The sequence below is a fragment of the Agrobacterium sp. 22-221-1 genome (assembly GCF_053522445.1).
The window spans coordinates 22,846-39,571 of the sequence record NZ_JBNWCL010000002.1 but is presented as its reverse complement, the minus strand read 5'-3'; the positions used below and the strand labels follow the sequence as shown (position 1 = coordinate 39,571).

Below are 16,726 nucleotides of genomic sequence, written 5' to 3'. Positions count from 1 at the left end.
GCAACTGAAATGAAAAATGCTCATCAGCGCCGCAAGGCCGCTCTCGTCGTCGGCATCGTTGCCGCCGGAATCGCATCGCTCTCGGGCACCGTCTTCGCACAGGATGCGACGAAGGGCACCGTCAACATCGTCGGTTTCTCCGGCGTCTTTGCGGATAACTACCAGAAATTCATCATCGACGCCTTCAAGGCCAAACATCCGGGCATCGAGGTGAATTATCAGCAGAGCAAGAATTCGGCCGAAACGCTGGCGCTCCTCACCCTTCAGCGCGCCGAGCCGAAGGTCGATGTCGCCCTGATCGACGTTTCGGTGGCGATCAAGGCGAACAAGGAGGAGCTGTTCACCAAGCTTGATGCCGCAAAGGTGCCGAACCTTGCCGAACAGCCGGAATGGGCGCGCATCGATGGCGACCGCGCCGTCGCCTTCTCGCAGGACAATCTCGCCATCCTCTACAATACCGACGCGGTGAAGGAGCCGCCGACAAGCTGGGCCGATCTCGCCGATCCGAAATACAAGGGAAAGATCGCCGCCAAGCTTTCCGATACGCGCGGCGTCATTCTCCTGCCGATCCTCACCAAGCTGAAGGGCGGCGACTACAAGACCTCCATCGATCCGGCCATCGATTTCCTGAAGGAGGTCGCGCCGAGCGTCTCGACCTTCGAACCTGCGCCGGATTGTTATGCGGTGGTGCAGAGCGGCGAAGTCGATCTCTCCATCTGCTGGAACGGCCGCGCACAATATCTGCACGACACGCAGGGCGGCAAGATCGGGATCGCCCTGCCGAAGGAAGGCTCCATCGGCCAGACGAACACGATCGGTCTGGTCGAAGGCTCCGCCAACAGGCAAGCCGCCGAACTCTTCGTCAATTATGCGCTGAGCGCCGAGGCGCAGGCGACCTTCGCCGAAAAGAGCTTCTACGGTCCGGTCAACGGCAAGGTTGCGCTCAGCGAACCCGTTGCCGCTCGCATCTATGGCAGCAAGGAAGCCCAGGCCGCGCAGTCTTCCCTCGACTGGAACTTCGTGGCGGACAAATATTCGGCGTGGATACAGCGGATCAACCGCGAGGTCATCGCGGCGAATTGAGACAGGAAGCAGAGGACGCCATGGCCGATCATCATGTCGAGATCGACAATCTCGTGAAGACCTATCCGGGCGCCCTCAAGCCCTCCGTGGATCACGTCAGCCTTTCCCTGCCACGCGGGGAAATGCTGGCGCTGCTGGGGCCTTCCGGCTGCGGCAAGACGACGATCCTGCGCATGATCGCCGGCCTCATTCCGGTAACCTCGGGCGAAATCCGGCTGGACGGTCGCGATATTTCCGCAACCCCGGTCCACAGGCGCAATATGGGCATGGTCTTTCAGGCCTATGCCCTGTTTCCGCATATGAATGTTTCCGAAAACATCGCTTTCGGGCTGGAAATGCGCGGCGTTCCAAAATCCGAGCGCAAGGAGCGGGTGGCGAAGGCGCTCGATCTGGTCAAGCTTTCCGGCTTCGGCGAAAGACGCGTCTCCCAGCTTTCCGGCGGCCAGCAGCAGCGGGCGGCGATTGCCCGCTCTCTCGTCATCGAACCCGCTCTGCTGCTGTTCGATGAGCCGCTTTCCAATCTCGATGCCAAGCTGCGCGACGAGATGCGCGATGAAATCCGCGATATCCAGAACCGCACCGGCGTCACCAGTATTTTCGTCACCCACGATCAGGATGAGGCCCTGTCCATGGCCGACCGGCTCGCGGTCATGTCCGAAGGCAGGCTGGAGCAGATCGGCACGCCGCGCGAGATTTTCGACCGGCCGAAAACCGATTTCGTCGCTTCCTTCATCGGCGCCGGATCGTTCCTTACGGGCACCGTGGTTGCGCCGGGCCGGGCTGAGATTCCCGGTCTCGGCTTCCTGCATTTCTCGGGCGCTGTCCCGGTCGGCCAGAAAGCGCGGTTTCTGGTCCGCCCGCATCGCTTTCTCCTTGGCGATGGCATCAATGCTTTCTCCGGTATTGTCGAGCACGTCACCTATCGCGGGCAGATGCTGACGCTCGGCGTGCGCGCCGGCGATCATCGCCTGCAGGCCGATCTGCCCACCCATGCCGCCGCTCTGCCGGCAAAGGGCGAGCGCGTGACGCTGTCGGTTGCGCCGGAGGATGTGACGCTGATCGGGGAGGCGGCCTGATGGCTGCGGCAAGCCATGCTTCCGGCGGCGGCACGTCGCATCGCGGCGTTTTGCTTCTTTTGCTTCTGCCGGGCCTCGTCGCACTGCTGACGACGTTTCTGTTGCCGCTCATCTGGCTGGTGCGCGCCTCCTTCGCCTCCTCATCCATGGCCGCCCTTCGCGGCGGCGACTGGACACTCGAATCCTACAGAACCGTGCTGTTCGACCCGTTTTACTGGAAGATCGCCTGGAACACGCTTTATCTCGGGGTGAATGTCGCCATTTTCGCGGTCGTTCTTTCCTGTCCAATCGCGCTTTTCCTCGCCCGCACCCAAAGCCGCTGGCGCGGCGTGCTGACAGCGCTTGCCGTCGCGCCGCTTCTCACCTCCTCGGTGGTGCGTACCTATGGCTGGATGGTCATTCTGGGGGATCGGGGCGTCATCAACACGGCGCTGCAATCCTCCGGGCTTACGGATGGTGTCATACGGCTCACCAATAATTATTTCGGCGCAACCGTCGCGCTGATCGAAATCCTGATGCCCTATGCGATCCTGGCGATGCTGAGCGGTTTCGGCCGGCTGAACACGCAGCTGGAGGAAGCCGCCGCCATGCTCGGCGCGAACCGCCTGCGCGTCTTCACCCGCATCGTGCTGCCGCTGTCTCTGCCCGGCGTTCTCACCGCGGCACTTCTCGTTTTCGTGCTGGCGATTTCCTCCTTCGTCACACCGCGCCTGATGGGCGGCGGCCGCGTCTTCGTCATCGGCACGGAGGTTTATAACGAAGCGACGGTGACGCTGAACTGGCCGCTGGCGGCTGCACTTTCGGTGCTGCTGCTCGTGCTGTTCGGCAGCGTGATCGTGATTTACCAGCGCGCCATGCGCGCGCTTGAGACGTGAGGCCGGCCATGGACGCGAAATTCGGACGCTTCGCCCACGCGCTTCTGCTGACACTGCTTTACCTGTTCCTTCTGGCGCCGATCATCGTCGTCCTGATCATTTCCTTCGATACGCGGCAATATCTGGCTTTTCCCCCGGAAAGCCTGTCCTTCGGCTCCTATGCCAAGGTGTTCGCCAATGTGAAATTCATCAGCGCCTTCTGGCGCAGCCTCGGTATCGGTCTTCTTGTCGGTTTCGTCTCGATCTTCGCGGGGCTGCTTCTGTCGCTGGCGCTCTCACGGCACGAATTTCGCGGCAAGGGCGCGATCAACTTCCTCATCCTCGCACCCTTCCTCGTGCCGCATATCGTACTCGCCGTCGGCGTGATGCTGGTGCTCGGGCCGCTTGGCCTGCTGGATAGTTATACCGGCATTTTCCTCGCGCATCTCGGCATCACCACGCCCTATACGGTGCGCACCATCACCATGAGCCTGATGGCGGTGGATCGCCGTGTCGAGGAGGCGGCGCGTGTTCATGGCGCATCGCCCGCCATGGTGCTGTGGCGCATTACGTTGCCGCTGGTCCGCCCCGGCCTCATCGCCGGTGCCGTCATCGCCTTCCTGATTTCTTTCGATGAGGCGACGATCTCGCTCTTCATCGTCTCGGTCAAATCCTCGACGCTGCCGACGGAAATCTATCATTATCTGGAATATTCCACCGATCCGCAGATTGCTGCTCTTTCCGTCATCCTCATCCTGATTTCGGTCATCGTCGTGGTGGCGGTCGAGCGGTTGATCGGGCTGCGCAAGGTGCTGTGACATGACGATGGTGAAAGTGGCAGCCGGTACATTGCAGGGCAGTCTGGAAAACGGAATTCATGCCTTTCTCGGTGTGCCCTATGCCGCGCCCGTCACGCCCGAACGCCGCTTTGAAGCGCCGCAGCCCGTGTCGCCATGGCAGGGCGCGCGGAATGCCACCCGGCTTGGCCCCGTCTGCCCGCAAATTCCCACTTACGGCCCGGTGGGCACCGCCGCGACCTCGAAACTGGCCTTCGGCGAGGATTTCCTCACCGTCAATATCCGCACGCCCGATCCGGCGGGCAGGGCGCCGGTGCTGTTCTGGATCCATGGCGGCGGTTACGCGGTCGGTTCCGCCAATGAACCGGTGCTGCAGAGCGGCGCTTTCGCGGCAAGCGGCATCGTCGAGGTCACGGTCAATTATCGCCTTGGCGCGCTCGGTTTCCTCCATCTTGAAGGCAGGCCGGACAATCGCGGTCTGCTCGATCTTGTCGCCGCGCTGGAATGGGTGCGCGACAATATTGCCGCCTTCGGTGGCGACCCGGACCGGGTGACGCTGGCCGGGCGGTCGGCGGGCGGCTTTGCTGTCGCGGCGCTGATGGCCATGCCGGGCGCGCAGGGGCTTTTCCACCGGGCCATGCCGCAGAGCGGCGCAAGCACGGGCATCGCCTCGATGGAGGATGCCGCCAAACTGACGCGCCGGTTTCTGGCGGCCGCAAATGCCGATGAGGCTTCGCTTGCAGCCCAGCCCATGCACCGGCTGCTCGAAATTCAGCGCGATCTCTGCAACCAGTCCTATGAGCAGCATGATTTTGCCCGCGACGGCGCAGCCTCGATGCTTGGCGTGCCCTTCGTTCCGGTTATCGATGGGGTAAGCCTGACGGAACATCCGGAAACTGCCGCAAGCGAAGGCCGCACTGCCCTCGTGCCGATGATGATCGGCTGCACGACGGGAGAATATGTGACCCATGCGACGGCGCAGCCGAAAATGGATTTCGCGCTTTGCGCCGAATTGCTGCATGAGCGGGTTCTGCCGCGTGGTCTCACCGGCTCCCTTATTGTCGAGCGTTATCGCAGGGCACTGCCGAGCCACAGCCCGCGCGGCATCTGGCGCGCGGTTGCCGGCGATCTTGTCTTCCAGCTTCCGGCAATCCGTTTCGCCGGGCTGCATGCCCGTTTCAATCCGGTCTATAAATATCTCTACGGCCCGCTGGAGGCCGATGAGCTGGGTGCGCCGCACGGGGCGGAGCTCGGCTCGGTCTGGTATCGCGATGGTTCGAATGGCCGCGAACTGCCCGAGCGCCAGCGGGTGGCGGATGCGGGCTTTGCAAGAGCGATCCACGATTTGTGGGCCTCCTTCATAAAGGACGAACGGCCCCGTGCCCCGAATGGTGAGTGGCCGCAATATCGTGCCGAAAAACCAATGGTTCTGCGGGCGGGTCCGGCCGGGTTTGGCGCTACTCCCGATCCTTTCGACGGGCGCGAGGCGCTCTGGCTGCCGGCTGGCCATGAGGATCGCGGGCCGGTATAGCGCTTGGTGACGATGAGGCAGAAACACAGGTCTTGAATACAGGTCTTGAATACAGGTCTTGGGGCGGAGTGGAAAATGGCGTCTGACTATCTCGATACGCGGCAGCTCGAGGCTTTCGTGGCCGTGGTGTCTATCGGCAGCATCACCGGCGCAGCCAGGGCGCTGGGCAAGTCTCAACCCGTCGTGACACGCCTCATTCAGGACCTTGAGGGCGAAATCGGCTTCGCGCTGCTGCACCGCAACGGCCCTCGCATCACGCCCACCGAAAAAGGGGTGGCCTTTTTCGCGCAGGCGGAACTGTTCCTCGGCGGTCTCAGAACGATCAGCGAAAGCGCAAGGCGCATTCACGCTGCGCGCCGCACGGCCATCGAGGTCGCCTCCATTCCGGCGATTGCCGCAAGCCTCCTGCCACGGGCGCTGGCCGCCCTGCCGGCCGACCGGTTTCCCGATCATGTGCATCTCCAGAGCATTTCTTCGGAAAATGTCGTGCAGGCGGTGATGGCGGGCACGGCGGATCTCGGCGCCGTCAGCCTTCCGCTCGACAATCCCGGCGTCGATATTCACTGGCTGGGGGAGGTGCCGTGCGTGGCCGTGGTGGCGGAAGATCATCCGCTCGCCGGGAAAACGGTCATCTCCGCCGAAGACCTTGCCGGAAACCGGCTCATCGCTTCCGCAAACCCCTTCCGCCTGCGCATGCGGATCAACGATGTGCTTTCCAGCCTCGGCGTCGACCCTTCCTCCGTTATCGACAGCAATGCGACCTATGTTTCGCTTTCGCTGGCGCGCATGGGTCTCGGTGTCGCAATCGTCGAATCGATCACCCTCTGGGGCCTGCCGGTGGAGGGTGTTCGTGTCATACCGCTCTCGTTCCACATCCCGTTCCAGTGGGGCCTCGTGACGGCGGCCGGCCGGCCGGTCATCTTCGAGGTGGAGCAGCTCGTGGCCACGGCAAGACGGCTGGTGGCGGATATTCCCCAGGCGATTGTTTACGATAAAATATCGCAAATTCAAAATTTTGATTGAATTTCCTAATGTAATTTGTGCGTTTGTTCCAGCCGCCAGCCGCCAGCCGCCAGCCGCCAGCCGCCAGCCGCCAGCCGCCAGCCGCCAGCCGCCTGCCGCCAGCCGCCAGCCGCCAGCCGCCAGCCGCCTATAGTATAATGCTCCCAAATCCGGCCGGACTCGGCCCGGCCCAATCCGATCCCGTGCGGCGGACTATATACGAGACTCCAGCGGACGCGCCTTGCGCGGCCGCTGGAGCATTTTTGAGTAAAAAGCGAAATCGCTTTCACGTCCGGACAATGTGTTAAAACAGAAGGCCAGGGCACTCCTCCGCGAACCCTCGTTCACGGGAAATGTTCTAGACCGCCAGCAGTTTCTCGTTGCCGATGCGGGTGGTTTCGACGGCGCCCTCGGTTTCGATCCGTTTTCCGGTGGCCGGATCGAAGAAATGAAGGTGGGCGGCGGGGAGATCGAGGTGGATGCGCTGGCCGGGTTTTACAGAAAGGTCCTCACCGATGGCGGCAGAGAAGGTCTCGCCGGCGATATCGGCATGGACGATGCGGCCCGAGCCCAGTTCTTCGACGAAATCCACGACTGCTGGCACGCCCGCGCCATCCGTGCTGACCACGCACTGTTCCGGGCGAATGCCGACGGTTACGTCGCGGCCGCGCAGTTCCAGCGCGGTTTCGGGGAAGAGCTTTACGGGCGTGCCATGCAGCATCACGGCGGGGGATTCCACCTCCACCCTCGTGCTGAACAGATTCATGGCAGGCGAGCCGATGAAGGAGGCCACGAAGGTGCTGGCCGGGCGGTGATAGATATCCAGCGGATGGCCCACCTGCTCGACATTACCCTTGTTCATCACCACCAGCCGGTCGGCCAGCGTCATCGCCTCCACCTGATCGTGGGTGACGAAGATGGAAGTGGCGGAGAGGCGCTGGTGCAGTTTGCGGATTTCGGCGCGCATGGTCACACGCAGCTTGGCGTCGAGGTTGGAGAGCGGCTCGTCGAACAGAAACACCGCAGGTTCGCGGATGATGGCGCGGGCCATGGCGACGCGCTGGCGCTGGCCGCCGGAAAGAGCCGCGGGCTTGCGCTCCAGATAATCGGAAAGGCCGACGATCTTTGCGGTCTCCTCGATGCGGCGCTGGCGCTCGGCCTTCGGAACGCCGGCGACCTTCAGCGCATAGCCGATATTGCCGGCCACCGACATATGCGGGTAAAGCGCGTAGTTCTGGAACACCATGGCGCAGCCGCGCTCGCGCGGCTCCAGCGTGTTGACCACCCGCCCGCCAATGGCGATCTCGCCGGAGGTGATGTCCTCCAGACCGGCGATCATGCGCAGAAGCGTGGATTTGCCGCAGCCCGATGGACCGAGGATGACGACGAATTCGCCGGAGTCGAAGGTGAGGTCCACGCCGTGCAGGGTGGGCGTCTTGCCATAGGATTTGCGGACCTGACGGATATCGATCTGAGCCATGATGGGAAACCTTGTTGTTGAAAGCCGCGCTGTTACTTGTCGGACGAGACGAGGCCGCGGACGAACCAGCGTTGCAGGAAGGCCACGACGAGAAGCGGCGGCAGGATGATGATGAGGGAACCGGCCAGCGTGACGTTCCAGTCCGGCGTGCCGTCATCGGCGGGCAGAAGCGCGCGCAGCGACATCATCACCGTCTTGTAGGACGGGTCGGTGACCATCAGCAGCGGCCACAGATACTGGTTCCAGGCATAAACGAACATGATGGTGGTGAGCGCCAGCATGTTGGTGCGCGACAGCGGCAGCAGCATGTCCACGAAGAAACGCGCGGCACCCGAGCCGTCCATGCGCGCGGCCTCCGCCAGCTCGTCCGGGATCGTCATGAAGAACTGCCGGTAGAGAAAGGTGCCGGTGGCGGTGGCGATCAGCGGCAGGGTGAGGCCGGCATAGGAGTTCAGCAGGTTCCATTCCAAGGTGACCTCGATGCCGAACAGGCCGAGGATGGAGCGGAACGGCTGGAAGAGATCGGCGGCGACAGAATAGGTCGGCACCACGCGCACTTCGAGCGGCAGCATCAGGGTGATGAACACCGTCCAGAAGAACAGGTGCCTGAGCGGCGAGCGGAAGAACACGATGGCGAAGGCGGTGAAGGCCGAAAGGGCCACCTTGCCGATGGTCACCAGCGTCGCCATGATCATGCTGTTGAGGAGGGCGTTGCCGAGATTGGCGCGTTGCCAGGCCGCTTCGGCATTGGCGAAGAATTCGCCCTGCGGCATGAAGTTGAAAGGGACGCTGTTGACCTGCTGGACCGACTGGCTGGCGCCGGAAATGACGACGATGAAGGGGCCGATGAGCAGGAAGAAGCCGGCCACCATGATCGCATAGGTCAGGGCGTCGGCATAGGGTGTGCGCTGGATCATCGCCGCCTCACTTGTAATGGACTTGCCGCTCGACGAAGCGGAACTGGATGAAGGTGAAGACCATGATGAGGCCGATGAGGACGAGGCTCTGCGCCGAGGCGCCGGAATAGTTCAGCCCCTCGAAGGCCTCGCTGACGATGCGGTACACCATCACTTCGGTGGCGTGGTTCGGGCCGCCCTCGGTGGTGGAGGCGACGATGCCGAACGTATCGGCGCCGACGAAACCCTCGGTCATCATGATGACGGTGAGGAAGAACAGGGTCGGGGCCAGCAGCGGCACCTGAATGTCGATGGCGCGGCGAATGGGCCCGGAACCGTCCATGGCGGCGGCCTCCGTCAGCGAACGCGGCACGGATTGCAGGCCGGCGAACAGGAAGATGAAGGTGTAGCCCGCCCATTTCCAGATGAAGATGACGATGACGAGGATGAGCGCGTGCTCGCCGTATTTGGCCGGGTTCCAGATATCGGGCCACCAGGAATTCAGCGATGCGGCGATGCCGCGTTCCGGCGACAGGATGAAGCGGAAGGCCATGCCGGCGGCGGGACCGGCAATCGCATAGGGTAGGATATAAAGCACCCGGAAAAAGCCGGAGCCGGGAAGCTGGCGATCGACCGCAAGGGCGAGCACGAGGCCGATGAGGATCGCGAAAAACGGACCGGCGACCGCAAAGATCAGGCTGGTGAGGATCGACTGCCAATAAAGCGGATCGCCGAAGGTTTCGATGAAATTGGCTAAACCGACGAATTCCGCCTGGCCGCCGAAGGGCGGCTCCAGGGTGAATGCCCAGTTCAGCACCGCCGCGACCGGCCAATAGAAGAACAGAAGGATAAGCAGAAACTGCGGCAGGGCGAAGAGCACAGGCAGCCATGTGCTTTTGAAGACGGTACGCTTTTCCATTGGAGTCCGGCAGGGTTCGAGATTTCGGCGGGCCTGCCCGAACGACTGTCCGGACAGGCCTTTGACGGCGATGAAAGAACGCTTAGTTCAGCTTGGCGCCTTCATAGGTCTTTTCGAAGCGGCGAAGGCCGGTGTTGGCGCGCTCGACGGCCTTGTCGAGTTCGGCCTGCACGTCGGCGTTCTGCATGAAGATGGCTTCGAGCGAGGTCGAGAGTTCCTTGCGGATCTGCGTGAAATTGCCGAGGCGGATGCCGCGGGTATATTCGGAAGGCGGCGTAAACGTCAGGCTTTCGATGGCCTTTTCACGGCCCTTGAAGGGAGCTTTGTCGTAAAAGCCCTTGGCCTTCATGGCGTCATAGCCGGTCTTGGTGACCGGGATGTAGCCGGTGACGGTGGACCACCACTCAACCATGTCAGGCTGGGCGATGAAGTTCAGGAACGCGGCAGCGCCCTTGTATTCGGCTTCCGGACGACCGGCCATGACCCACAGCGAAGCGCCGCCGACGAGCGAGTTCTGGCGTGCGGTGCCCTTCCAGACCGGCAGCATGGCGACGTCCCACTTGACGCCTTCCGGCATGCCCTTGCCGACCGAGCCGTGGCTGGCGATCGAGCCGGTGAAAATCTGGCAGGTCTGCGAGGTGAAGGCGGGCAGGAGATCCATGCCGAGCTGCTTGGTCTTGACGACGAACAGCTTCTCGTCCTGCATCTTCTTGAAGAATTTAACGTGATCGACGAATTTCGTCTTGTTGACCGTGAGTTCGGCGTCGAGGCCCTGATAGCCGTTGCCCTTGGTGGCGATGGGCTGGTTATGGATGGCCGAGAACTGCTCCATGAACATCCAGGTGTCGAAGTTGAACGCCATCGGGCATTCGAAACCGGCGGCCTTGAGCTTCCTTGCGGCTTCCTCGACCTGTTCCCAGGTGTCCGGCTTGAAGGTGATGCCGGCCTTCTCGAACGCGCTGACATTGTAATACATGACGGCGGTGGAGGAATTGTAGGGGAACGAGTTCAGCTCGCCGGCGGCCGTGGCGTAATAATTGGCGATGCCGGGGAAATAATTGTTCCAGTCGATCTTGTAGCCATTGTCGGCCATCAGCTTCTTGGCGGGAACGAAAGCCTTGGACAGCATCATGTCCAGCGTGCCGGCGTCATAAATCTGGGTGATGGCGGGCTGCTTCTTGGCGCGATAGGCGGCAATGGTGTTCTGCAGGGTGGATTCGTAGTCGTTCTGCGAGGTGCAGACGATTTCGAATTCGGCCTGGGATTCGTTGAACTTCTTGCAGGTGTCCTGCACGCGGTCGCCGAGATCGCCGGAAAGGCCATGCCATAATTCGAACTTGGTCTTTTCTGCCTGGGCGGCCGTGGCGCCGAAGGCGGCGGCGATGGCGACGCCGGCCACGAAGGAAGTCAGAGCGGAAGATTTCATGAGTTGAGCCCCGTTGCTGGAATGATGGCCTGCTCGGCAAGGACTTCACGTCCCCGGCACGAAGCCACGGAGGCTCTGCTAACAGCCGTCTTTGACGGATGGCTTACAGTTTGTTGACCGTTTTATGATGACTGGCCGCGCAGCCCATTCCGCGCGGCGAAAAAAGTGCGACAAATACGGAAAATCGGAATTTAACCTTATTTATCAGCCCCTTCCTGTTTTTGGCGCACCTCGCTACCTGCTGCTGAACAGCTTTCGCCAATCAACCGCGACGTGCAGCCTCGATGGCGGCGACATCGATTTTCTTCATGTCCATCATCGCGTCGAAGGCGCGTTTGGCCTCCGCGCCGCCGGCGGCCATGGCGTCCATCAGCACGCGTGGCGTGATCTGCCAGGAAACGCCCCATTTGTCCTTGCACCAGCCGCAGGCGCTTTCCTGCCCGCCGTTGCCGACGATGGCGTTCCAGTAACGGTCGGTTTCTTCCTGATCTTCGGTCGATATCTGGAACGAGAAAGCCTCGCTCTGCTTGAAGACCGGCCCGCCATTGAGACCGATGCAGGAAACGCCTGCCACGGTGAACTGCACCGTCAGCACATCTCCCTTCTTGCCGGAGGGATAGTCGCTCGGCGCATGGTGAACGCCGGTTACCGCGCTATCCGGAAAGGTTTCGGCATAAAATCTGGCCGCGGCCTCGGCATCCTTGTCGTACCAGATACAGATCGTGTTCTTTTCCATTTGTGTGTTCCTCCCAAATTGAAATCGTCGTGGTGCCGGCGCGGAAATTCGCCGGCCATTGCCGGTTCCCCATTCGGTATAGAATGCGACCATGCGCCGAACGTTCCCAAAAAAACGGCGGCGAGAAAAACCGGCAGGCAACACATTGCCACGGTATCTGCAACTTCAGATGACGAACATCAACTTTATCCTTAAATATTATTTAATAATGTAATCATAATATTCACGAATGATTTTGAATAGGAATCATCCCTTTCCATCGGAGAAACGCGCGTGAGTATTCTTGATCGTGGTGCCAATGCTTTTGCGGTTCTCGCCGCGCTTTCCAAATCCCAGGCCATAATCGAATTCGATCTTTCGGGAAAAATTCTCAACGCCAACGAGAATTTCTGTCGGGCACTCGGTTATGAGCTTTCGGAAATCGTCGGCAGGCACCACAGCATGTTCGTGGAACCTGCGGTCGTGTCCTCGCAGGATTACAAGGCCTTCTGGTCCAAGCTTTCGGCCGGCCAGTTCGATCAGCGGCAATATAAGCGCATCGGCAAGGGCGGTCGGGAAGTCTGGATCGAGGCGTCGTACAATCCGGTGTTTCGTCGCGGCAAGCCGGTGAAGGTGGTCAAGATCGCCACCGATATTACCGACCGCAAGCTGAAGGCGGCGGAAGATGCGGGCAAGATCGACGCCCTGTCACGGGCGCAGGCCATCATCGAATTCTCCCCGAACGGCGAGGTTTTGACGGCAAACGAGAATTTTCTGGCCGCTCTCGGTTATTCGCTGGCGGAAGTGCAGGGCAGGCACCATTCCATGTTCTGCGAACCGGCCTATACGCAGTCGCCGCAATATAAGCAGTTCTGGGAAAGGCTGGCCGGCGGCGATCTCGTGGCGGACGAGTTCATGCGGCTTGGCAAGGGCGGCCGCAAGGTCTTCATTCAGGCGTCCTATAACCCGATCTTCGATCTCAACGGCAAGGTGTTCAAGGTCGTCAAATTCGCGACCGACGTGACCGGCCGCGTCGAAAACGTCGAAAAGCTGGCGCAGTGCCTCACCGATCTGGCCGAGGGCGATCTTGCCCAGAGCATCGACAAACCCTTCATCCCTTCGCTTGAAAGATTGCGCACGGATTTCAACGCGGCTTCGGAAAAGCTGAAAAGGGCCATGACGCTGGTGTCTGAAAATGCCGGCGCCATTTCTTCCGGCTCCAACGAGATCAGGTCTGCTGCCGACGATCTCGCCAGACGCACGGAGCAGCAGGCCGCCTCCATCGAGGAAACGGCAGCCGCGCTCGAAGAAATCACCACCGCCGTCAACGATTCGAGCCGCCGCGCCGAAGAGGCCGGCAAGATCGTCGCCCGTGCCCGTGACCATGCGGAACACTCGGGCCAGGTGGTGCGCGATGCGATCGGCGCCATGGACCAGATCGAAAAATCATCGCGCGAGATTTCCAATATTATCGGCGTGATCGACGAAATCGCCTTCCAGACCAATCTTCTGGCATTGAATGCAGGCGTGGAAGCCGCCCGCGCGGGTGAGGCGGGCAAGGGTTTTGCTGTGGTTGCGCAGGAGGTTCGCGAACTCGCGCAGCGTTCCGCAACGGCCGCCAAGGAAATCAAGAGCCTGATCAATGCCTCCGGCGCGCAGGTGGAAAACGGCGTCGGCCTCGTCACCAGGGCGGGTTCGGCCCTGCAGGAAATCGCCGAGCAGGTGCGGGATATCAACACCAATGTCGTGGCGATTGTCGATGCCGCGCGCGAACAGTCCACGGCGCTTGCGGAAATCAATCAGGCGGTCAACACCGTCGATCAGGGCACCCAGCAGAATGCCGCCATGGTCGAGGAGCAGACCGCCGCAAGCCACAGCCTTGCGCGGGAAGCGGCTGCCCTGTTCGAGCTTCTCGGGCAATTCCGGTTCGAGGACGCTCCGCGCTCCTCCGCCTCCGCGCGCAGCGGCTTCGAGCAGCAATCCGCGCCGGTGAGCTCGCATCGCAGCGCATCCCGCCCGCCTGCGGCGCGCGGTTCCGCTGCGGTTGCCGTCAAGCATGAGGAGTGGCAGGACTTCTAGAGTGAGGTCTCAGCAAGTCGAGCCAATCACGCCGACGTCATCCTCGGGCCTGTCCCGAGGATCTGCAACGTATTGATTTTATTCGACGTGATTAGATCCTCGGCACAGGGCCGAGGATGACGCCGAGAGAATATTGGCCCTTCACGGCTGACTTTAAAAGGCGCTGCGGGCCGTCCGGAAATTAAACCGGACAGCAGTGGCACAGGGCCGAGGATGACGTCGAGAGAATGTTGGCCCTCCATTACTGACCTGAAAGGGGCTGCCGCCGTCCTCGCCCCATCCGATCATGCCAGTCCATTCGATGTTCGATACGTGATGACAAGCCGGAAAGCTGGGCATATCTTCCGGATTGGCCGATAATCGGCACATCGCGTCTGGAGTTTTCGGGGACTTTCGCTTGGCAGGGATATCGACAAGCCGCATGGCTCTTGCCCTGTGTCTGCTGACCGCAGCCTTCGGCGCGGCGCAAGCCGAAGAGCCCGCCGGGGAAAAAGCCGCCTGCGCCTATACCCATGATGTCGCGCCGGATTTGTGCATCAATGCCGGCAGTTACAATAACGATCTTTGCCATGCCATCGAGGTGCTCGCCGCCCGCTATGCCGTTCCGCCGGATTATTTCGCCCGGCTGATCTGGCGGGAAAGCCTGTTCCGGCCGAATGCGGTCAGCCCGAAGGGGGCGGAGGGCATTGCCCAGTTCATGCCGGGAACGGCCCGGTTGCGCGGTCTCGAAGACAGTTTCAACATCATCGCCGCGCTTGAGGCGTCTTCCCGATATCTCTCCGAATTGAACGTGCAGTTCGGCAATTTCGGCCTTGCCGCCGCAGCTTACAATGCGGGGGAGGCGGGCTTGCGGAACTTCATCGCCAACGGTCGCCTGCCCACCGAAACCCGCGATTATGTGTTCGCGATCACCGGTTATCCGGTGGAGACATGGAAGGACAATCCGCCGGAAAAGGCGGCGCCGGCGCTGGATGACAACCGTTCCTTTCTCGATGCCTGCGTGCGTCTCGCCGACACCCGCACCATGAACGATCCCGTTCTCATTGCATCGGCCGATTGGGCGCCCTGGGGCGTGCAGCTTGCGGCGCATTATAATCCGGCCGTGGCGAACCGGCTTTTCACCCGGGCGATCCTGCAGCTTTCGGAACCGTTGAATGCCGAGCGGGCTTTGATCGTGCGGCAGCGGGGCGGCAATTTCGGTTCGCGGCCGCGTTATGCCGCCCGCATCGGCCGGGAAACCAGAGTCGAAGCCAATGCGCTTTGTGGCGATATCCGGCGGGCGGGCGTTCCCTGCACCGTGTTCCGCAACAGGTAAAAAAGGCGCGCGCCGGACCGGTAAATCGTCTTCCCGTGACAGGGCTGATCATAAGAAGTTGATCGGCTTTGCGGCCGTTCCATCTTTCCGTGCAAAATGATCGTGCCTAGATTTGCCCCGGACGCTGGCCGACAACCGGGGCCGGTGACGTTTTGTAGGGAATGATCTGGAAATGAGATGGCTTGAAAGAGGATGTCTGGCGGCCGTGCTGGTCGTCGTTGCGGCGTGCACCAGCGCCGGCGAGACGGAGATTTCCCGCACTGTCGCAGGTTTCGTGGGGCAACCGCGCGAGGCCGCAATCGCCCGACTTGGCCGCCCGAACAAGGTCATCATCGAAAACGGCGAAACCGAATCCTACTGGCTGAAAGTCGATAGGGAGACCTATGCCGGCCTCAGCAACAGGCGCGAAGTCAAGACCGTCGACGGGCAGGCGCAGGTCTCGGAAACCGAGGGCATGAAGATCAAGGAGCATCGCCGCGACTGCATCATCAAGATAACCGCGGATGCCGCCTCCATCGTCAGGACGAGCGAGATCATCGGCAATCCGGCGAATTGCGAAAACCTTCTCGACAGGCAGGCCTCCTGAGGAACCGCTTTCGCGGCCGCTCCGATTGCCGAAGCCTCAAAGCTCCATCTTGATGGTCAGCATATATTCGGTGCCCTTCGCCCGGTCACGCGTGCGGGAGACTTCAAGCGTGACCTTGTCCAGCTTGTGCCCAAGGGTTTCCTTGATGGTTCCTCCCGGCGTATCCTCGCGCCGGAACGAGGTGTCGCCGTAACCGACGCCGATTTTGCGGGTAATGGCGCTTTCCGTGTAGGTTCTTCCGAACATGGCGGAAGCCTGACCGCTGCGCACCGTCGTTTCGAAGCCGCGGGATTCGATGTCGCGATAGGCCGAGGCGGCAATTGAATTATCCGAACTGCTATAGCTGCCGCCGGCGCTTATTCTGGCGAGCCGATGGCCGTCATGTTCAAGGGAAAAATTACCGTCGGCCGAAGGTCCGAAACGACCGCCGTTCATGGCGTCCTTATAGGTGAAGCGGAAGCGGCCGCTGCGTGCGTCCACCTGATAATTATAGGAGGCGTCGCCGCTGCGGATCTGGATGCCCGGCGCCGGCTCGCTGCCGAGAATCGGCGATACCTTGTCCGCGAACTGGAACAGGGGTTTGGTGACCTCTTCGAATTCCGACTTCGACAATGCCAGCGGCTTGCCATCCGGGTCGAACTTCCCGACCGCGAGGCACGGGCGCTGGTTGATGATGCTCTTCAGGGCAAAGACCGTGCAATTGTCGCTTGTCGTGCCGGCAATCGCGGCGTGGACGGAATTGCGCAGGGTGTAACTGCCGCAGCAGGAGAAGGCCTCGTTGTCGAGGCTCGCATCGCGCGTATAGCCCGTAAAGACAATGCCGCTCGCCCCGTTGGTGAGGCCTGCATTGGCGAAATGCGGCCCGCTTTGCAGCGGAAACAGTTTCAGCCGGCTCTGGTCAGCGAGCGTTTTCGGGTTGGAAGGCGATGGAAGCGGCATTCTTCTTCTCTCCTGAAACACGGGAACG

Annotated in this window: 15 protein-coding genes; 9 read left to right on the top strand and 6 right to left on the bottom strand. The window is 61.4% G+C overall.

Going from position 1 to position 16,726, the window contains the following annotated elements; translation table 11 throughout:
- The first annotated feature begins 9 nt into the window (after window positions 1–9).
- The 6 genes from ACQZ5N_RS03720 (at window position 10) to ACQZ5N_RS03695 (ending at window position 6,364) form a co-directional block, all read left to right on the top strand.
- Complete coding sequence (locus ACQZ5N_RS03720) at window positions 10–1,083, top strand: ABC transporter substrate-binding protein (protein ID WP_448732136.1); 1,074 nt, start codon at window positions 10–12, stop codon at window positions 1,081–1,083.
- A 20-nt stretch (window positions 1,084–1,103) separates the two neighbouring features.
- The gene (locus ACQZ5N_RS03715) at window positions 1,104–2,159 is read left to right on the top strand and encodes an ABC transporter ATP-binding protein (RefSeq protein ID WP_448732135.1); all 1,056 of its coding nucleotides are present in this window, start codon (window positions 1,104–1,106) and stop codon (window positions 2,157–2,159) included.
- A complete protein-coding gene (locus ACQZ5N_RS03710; RefSeq protein WP_448732134.1) occupies window positions 2,159–3,034 on the top strand; it encodes an ABC transporter permease in 876 nt (291 codons plus the stop codon). The genes ACQZ5N_RS03715 and ACQZ5N_RS03710 overlap by 1 nt, the downstream gene beginning before the upstream one ends.
- 8 nt (window positions 3,035–3,042) lie before the next feature.
- The gene (locus ACQZ5N_RS03705; protein WP_448732133.1) at window positions 3,043–3,831 is read left to right on the top strand and encodes an ABC transporter permease; all 789 of its coding nucleotides are present in this window, start codon (window positions 3,043–3,045) and stop codon (window positions 3,829–3,831) included.
- 1 nt (window position 3,832) lies between these two features.
- Entirely contained in the window at window positions 3,833–5,341 is a 1,509-nt protein-coding gene (locus ACQZ5N_RS03700) for a carboxylesterase/lipase family protein (RefSeq protein WP_448732132.1), read from the top strand.
- A 75-nt stretch (window positions 5,342–5,416) separates the two neighbouring features.
- Window positions 5,417–6,364 (top strand): LysR family transcriptional regulator, encoded by a 948-nt coding sequence (locus ACQZ5N_RS03695; protein ID WP_448732131.1) that lies wholly within the window; start codon window positions 5,417–5,419, stop codon window positions 6,362–6,364.
- A 337-nt stretch (window positions 6,365–6,701) separates the two neighbouring features.
- On the opposite strand, the gene ACQZ5N_RS03690 is transcribed toward ACQZ5N_RS03695, so the two are convergent.
- The 5 genes from ACQZ5N_RS03690 to ACQZ5N_RS03670 form a co-directional block, all read right to left on the bottom strand.
- On the bottom strand, window positions 6,702–7,823 hold the full coding sequence (locus ACQZ5N_RS03690) for a sn-glycerol-3-phosphate import ATP-binding protein UgpC (RefSeq protein ID WP_080854754.1): 1,122 nt from the start codon (window positions 7,821–7,823) through the stop codon (window positions 6,702–6,704).
- A gap of 32 nt (window positions 7,824–7,855) precedes the next feature.
- The gene (locus ACQZ5N_RS03685; protein ID WP_448732130.1) at window positions 7,856–8,740 is read right to left on the bottom strand and encodes an ABC transporter permease subunit; all 885 of its coding nucleotides are present in this window, start codon (window positions 8,738–8,740) and stop codon (window positions 7,856–7,858) included.
- Between the two features lie 7 nt (window positions 8,741–8,747).
- Window positions 8,748–9,638, bottom strand: coding sequence for a carbohydrate ABC transporter permease (locus tag ACQZ5N_RS03680; protein ID WP_020811712.1), 891 nt, complete (start codon window positions 9,636–9,638; stop codon window positions 8,748–8,750).
- A gap of 82 nt (window positions 9,639–9,720) precedes the next feature.
- Window positions 9,721–11,064, bottom strand: coding sequence for an extracellular solute-binding protein (locus ACQZ5N_RS03675; protein ID WP_059758726.1), 1,344 nt, complete (start codon window positions 11,062–11,064; stop codon window positions 9,721–9,723).
- A 262-nt stretch (window positions 11,065–11,326) separates the two neighbouring features.
- The gene (locus ACQZ5N_RS03670; RefSeq protein ID WP_059758729.1) at window positions 11,327–11,800 is read right to left on the bottom strand and encodes a VOC family protein; all 474 of its coding nucleotides are present in this window, start codon (window positions 11,798–11,800) and stop codon (window positions 11,327–11,329) included.
- Window positions 11,801–12,073: 273 nt separating this feature from the next.
- Between ACQZ5N_RS03670 and ACQZ5N_RS03665 the strand changes: the two genes are divergently transcribed.
- The 3 genes from ACQZ5N_RS03665 to ACQZ5N_RS03655 all read left to right on the top strand — a co-directional run bounded on the left by ACQZ5N_RS03665 (window position 12,074) and on the right by ACQZ5N_RS03655 (window position 15,759).
- Complete coding sequence (locus ACQZ5N_RS03665; protein WP_448732129.1) at window positions 12,074–13,858, top strand: methyl-accepting chemotaxis protein; 1,785 nt, start codon at window positions 12,074–12,076, stop codon at window positions 13,856–13,858.
- Between the two features lie 421 nt (window positions 13,859–14,279).
- The gene (locus ACQZ5N_RS03660; protein ID WP_448732128.1) at window positions 14,280–15,173 is read left to right on the top strand and encodes a transglycosylase SLT domain-containing protein; all 894 of its coding nucleotides are present in this window, start codon (window positions 14,280–14,282) and stop codon (window positions 15,171–15,173) included.
- A gap of 172 nt (window positions 15,174–15,345) precedes the next feature.
- Window positions 15,346–15,759: a hypothetical protein gene (locus ACQZ5N_RS03655; protein WP_174057609.1), complete on the top strand. Its 414-nt coding sequence runs from the start codon at window positions 15,346–15,348 to the stop codon at window positions 15,757–15,759.
- A gap of 36 nt (window positions 15,760–15,795) precedes the next feature.
- Here the strand turns inward: ACQZ5N_RS03655 and ACQZ5N_RS03650 are convergent, their stop codons facing one another.
- Window positions 15,796–16,698, bottom strand: coding sequence for a hypothetical protein (locus ACQZ5N_RS03650; RefSeq protein WP_196379887.1), 903 nt, complete (start codon window positions 16,696–16,698; stop codon window positions 15,796–15,798).
- Between the last annotated feature and the right edge of the window lie 28 nt (window positions 16,699–16,726).

What these genes read in the sequence shown, in the direction of transcription:
- ACQZ5N_RS03655 (WP_174057609.1), top strand. Translation starts at nt 15,346, where the DNA reads ATGAGATGGCTTGAAAGAGGATGTCTGGCGGCCGTGCTGGTCGTCGTT.
- ACQZ5N_RS03685 (WP_448732130.1), bottom strand. Translation starts at nt 8,740, where the DNA reads ATGATCCAGCGCACACCCTATGCCGACGCCCTGACCTATGCGATCATG.
- ACQZ5N_RS03695 (WP_448732131.1), top strand. Translation starts at nt 5,417, where the DNA reads ATGGCGTCTGACTATCTCGATACGCGGCAGCTCGAGGCTTTCGTGGCC.
- ACQZ5N_RS03715 (WP_448732135.1), top strand. Translation starts at nt 1,104, where the DNA reads ATGGCCGATCATCATGTCGAGATCGACAATCTCGTGAAGACCTATCCG.
- ACQZ5N_RS03680 (WP_020811712.1), bottom strand. Translation starts at nt 9,638, where the DNA reads ATGGAAAAGCGTACCGTCTTCAAAAGCACATGGCTGCCTGTGCTCTTC.
- ACQZ5N_RS03700 (WP_448732132.1), top strand. Translation starts at nt 3,833, where the DNA reads ATGACGATGGTGAAAGTGGCAGCCGGTACATTGCAGGGCAGTCTGGAA.
- ACQZ5N_RS03670 (WP_059758729.1), bottom strand. Translation starts at nt 11,800, where the DNA reads ATGGAAAAGAACACGATCTGTATCTGGTACGACAAGGATGCCGAGGCC.
- ACQZ5N_RS03720 (WP_448732136.1), top strand. Translation starts at nt 10, where the DNA reads ATGAAAAATGCTCATCAGCGCCGCAAGGCCGCTCTCGTCGTCGGCATC.
- ACQZ5N_RS03690 (WP_080854754.1), bottom strand. Translation starts at nt 7,823, where the DNA reads ATGGCTCAGATCGATATCCGTCAGGTCCGCAAATCCTATGGCAAGACG.
- ACQZ5N_RS03710 (WP_448732134.1), top strand. Translation starts at nt 2,159, where the DNA reads ATGGCTGCGGCAAGCCATGCTTCCGGCGGCGGCACGTCGCATCGCGGC.
- ACQZ5N_RS03650 (WP_196379887.1), bottom strand. Translation starts at nt 16,698, where the DNA reads ATGCCGCTTCCATCGCCTTCCAACCCGAAAACGCTCGCTGACCAGAGC.
- ACQZ5N_RS03675 (WP_059758726.1), bottom strand. Translation starts at nt 11,064, where the DNA reads ATGAAATCTTCCGCTCTGACTTCCTTCGTGGCCGGCGTCGCCATCGCC.
- ACQZ5N_RS03705 (WP_448732133.1), top strand. Translation starts at nt 3,043, where the DNA reads ATGGACGCGAAATTCGGACGCTTCGCCCACGCGCTTCTGCTGACACTG.
- ACQZ5N_RS03660 (WP_448732128.1), top strand. Translation starts at nt 14,280, where the DNA reads ATGGCTCTTGCCCTGTGTCTGCTGACCGCAGCCTTCGGCGCGGCGCAA.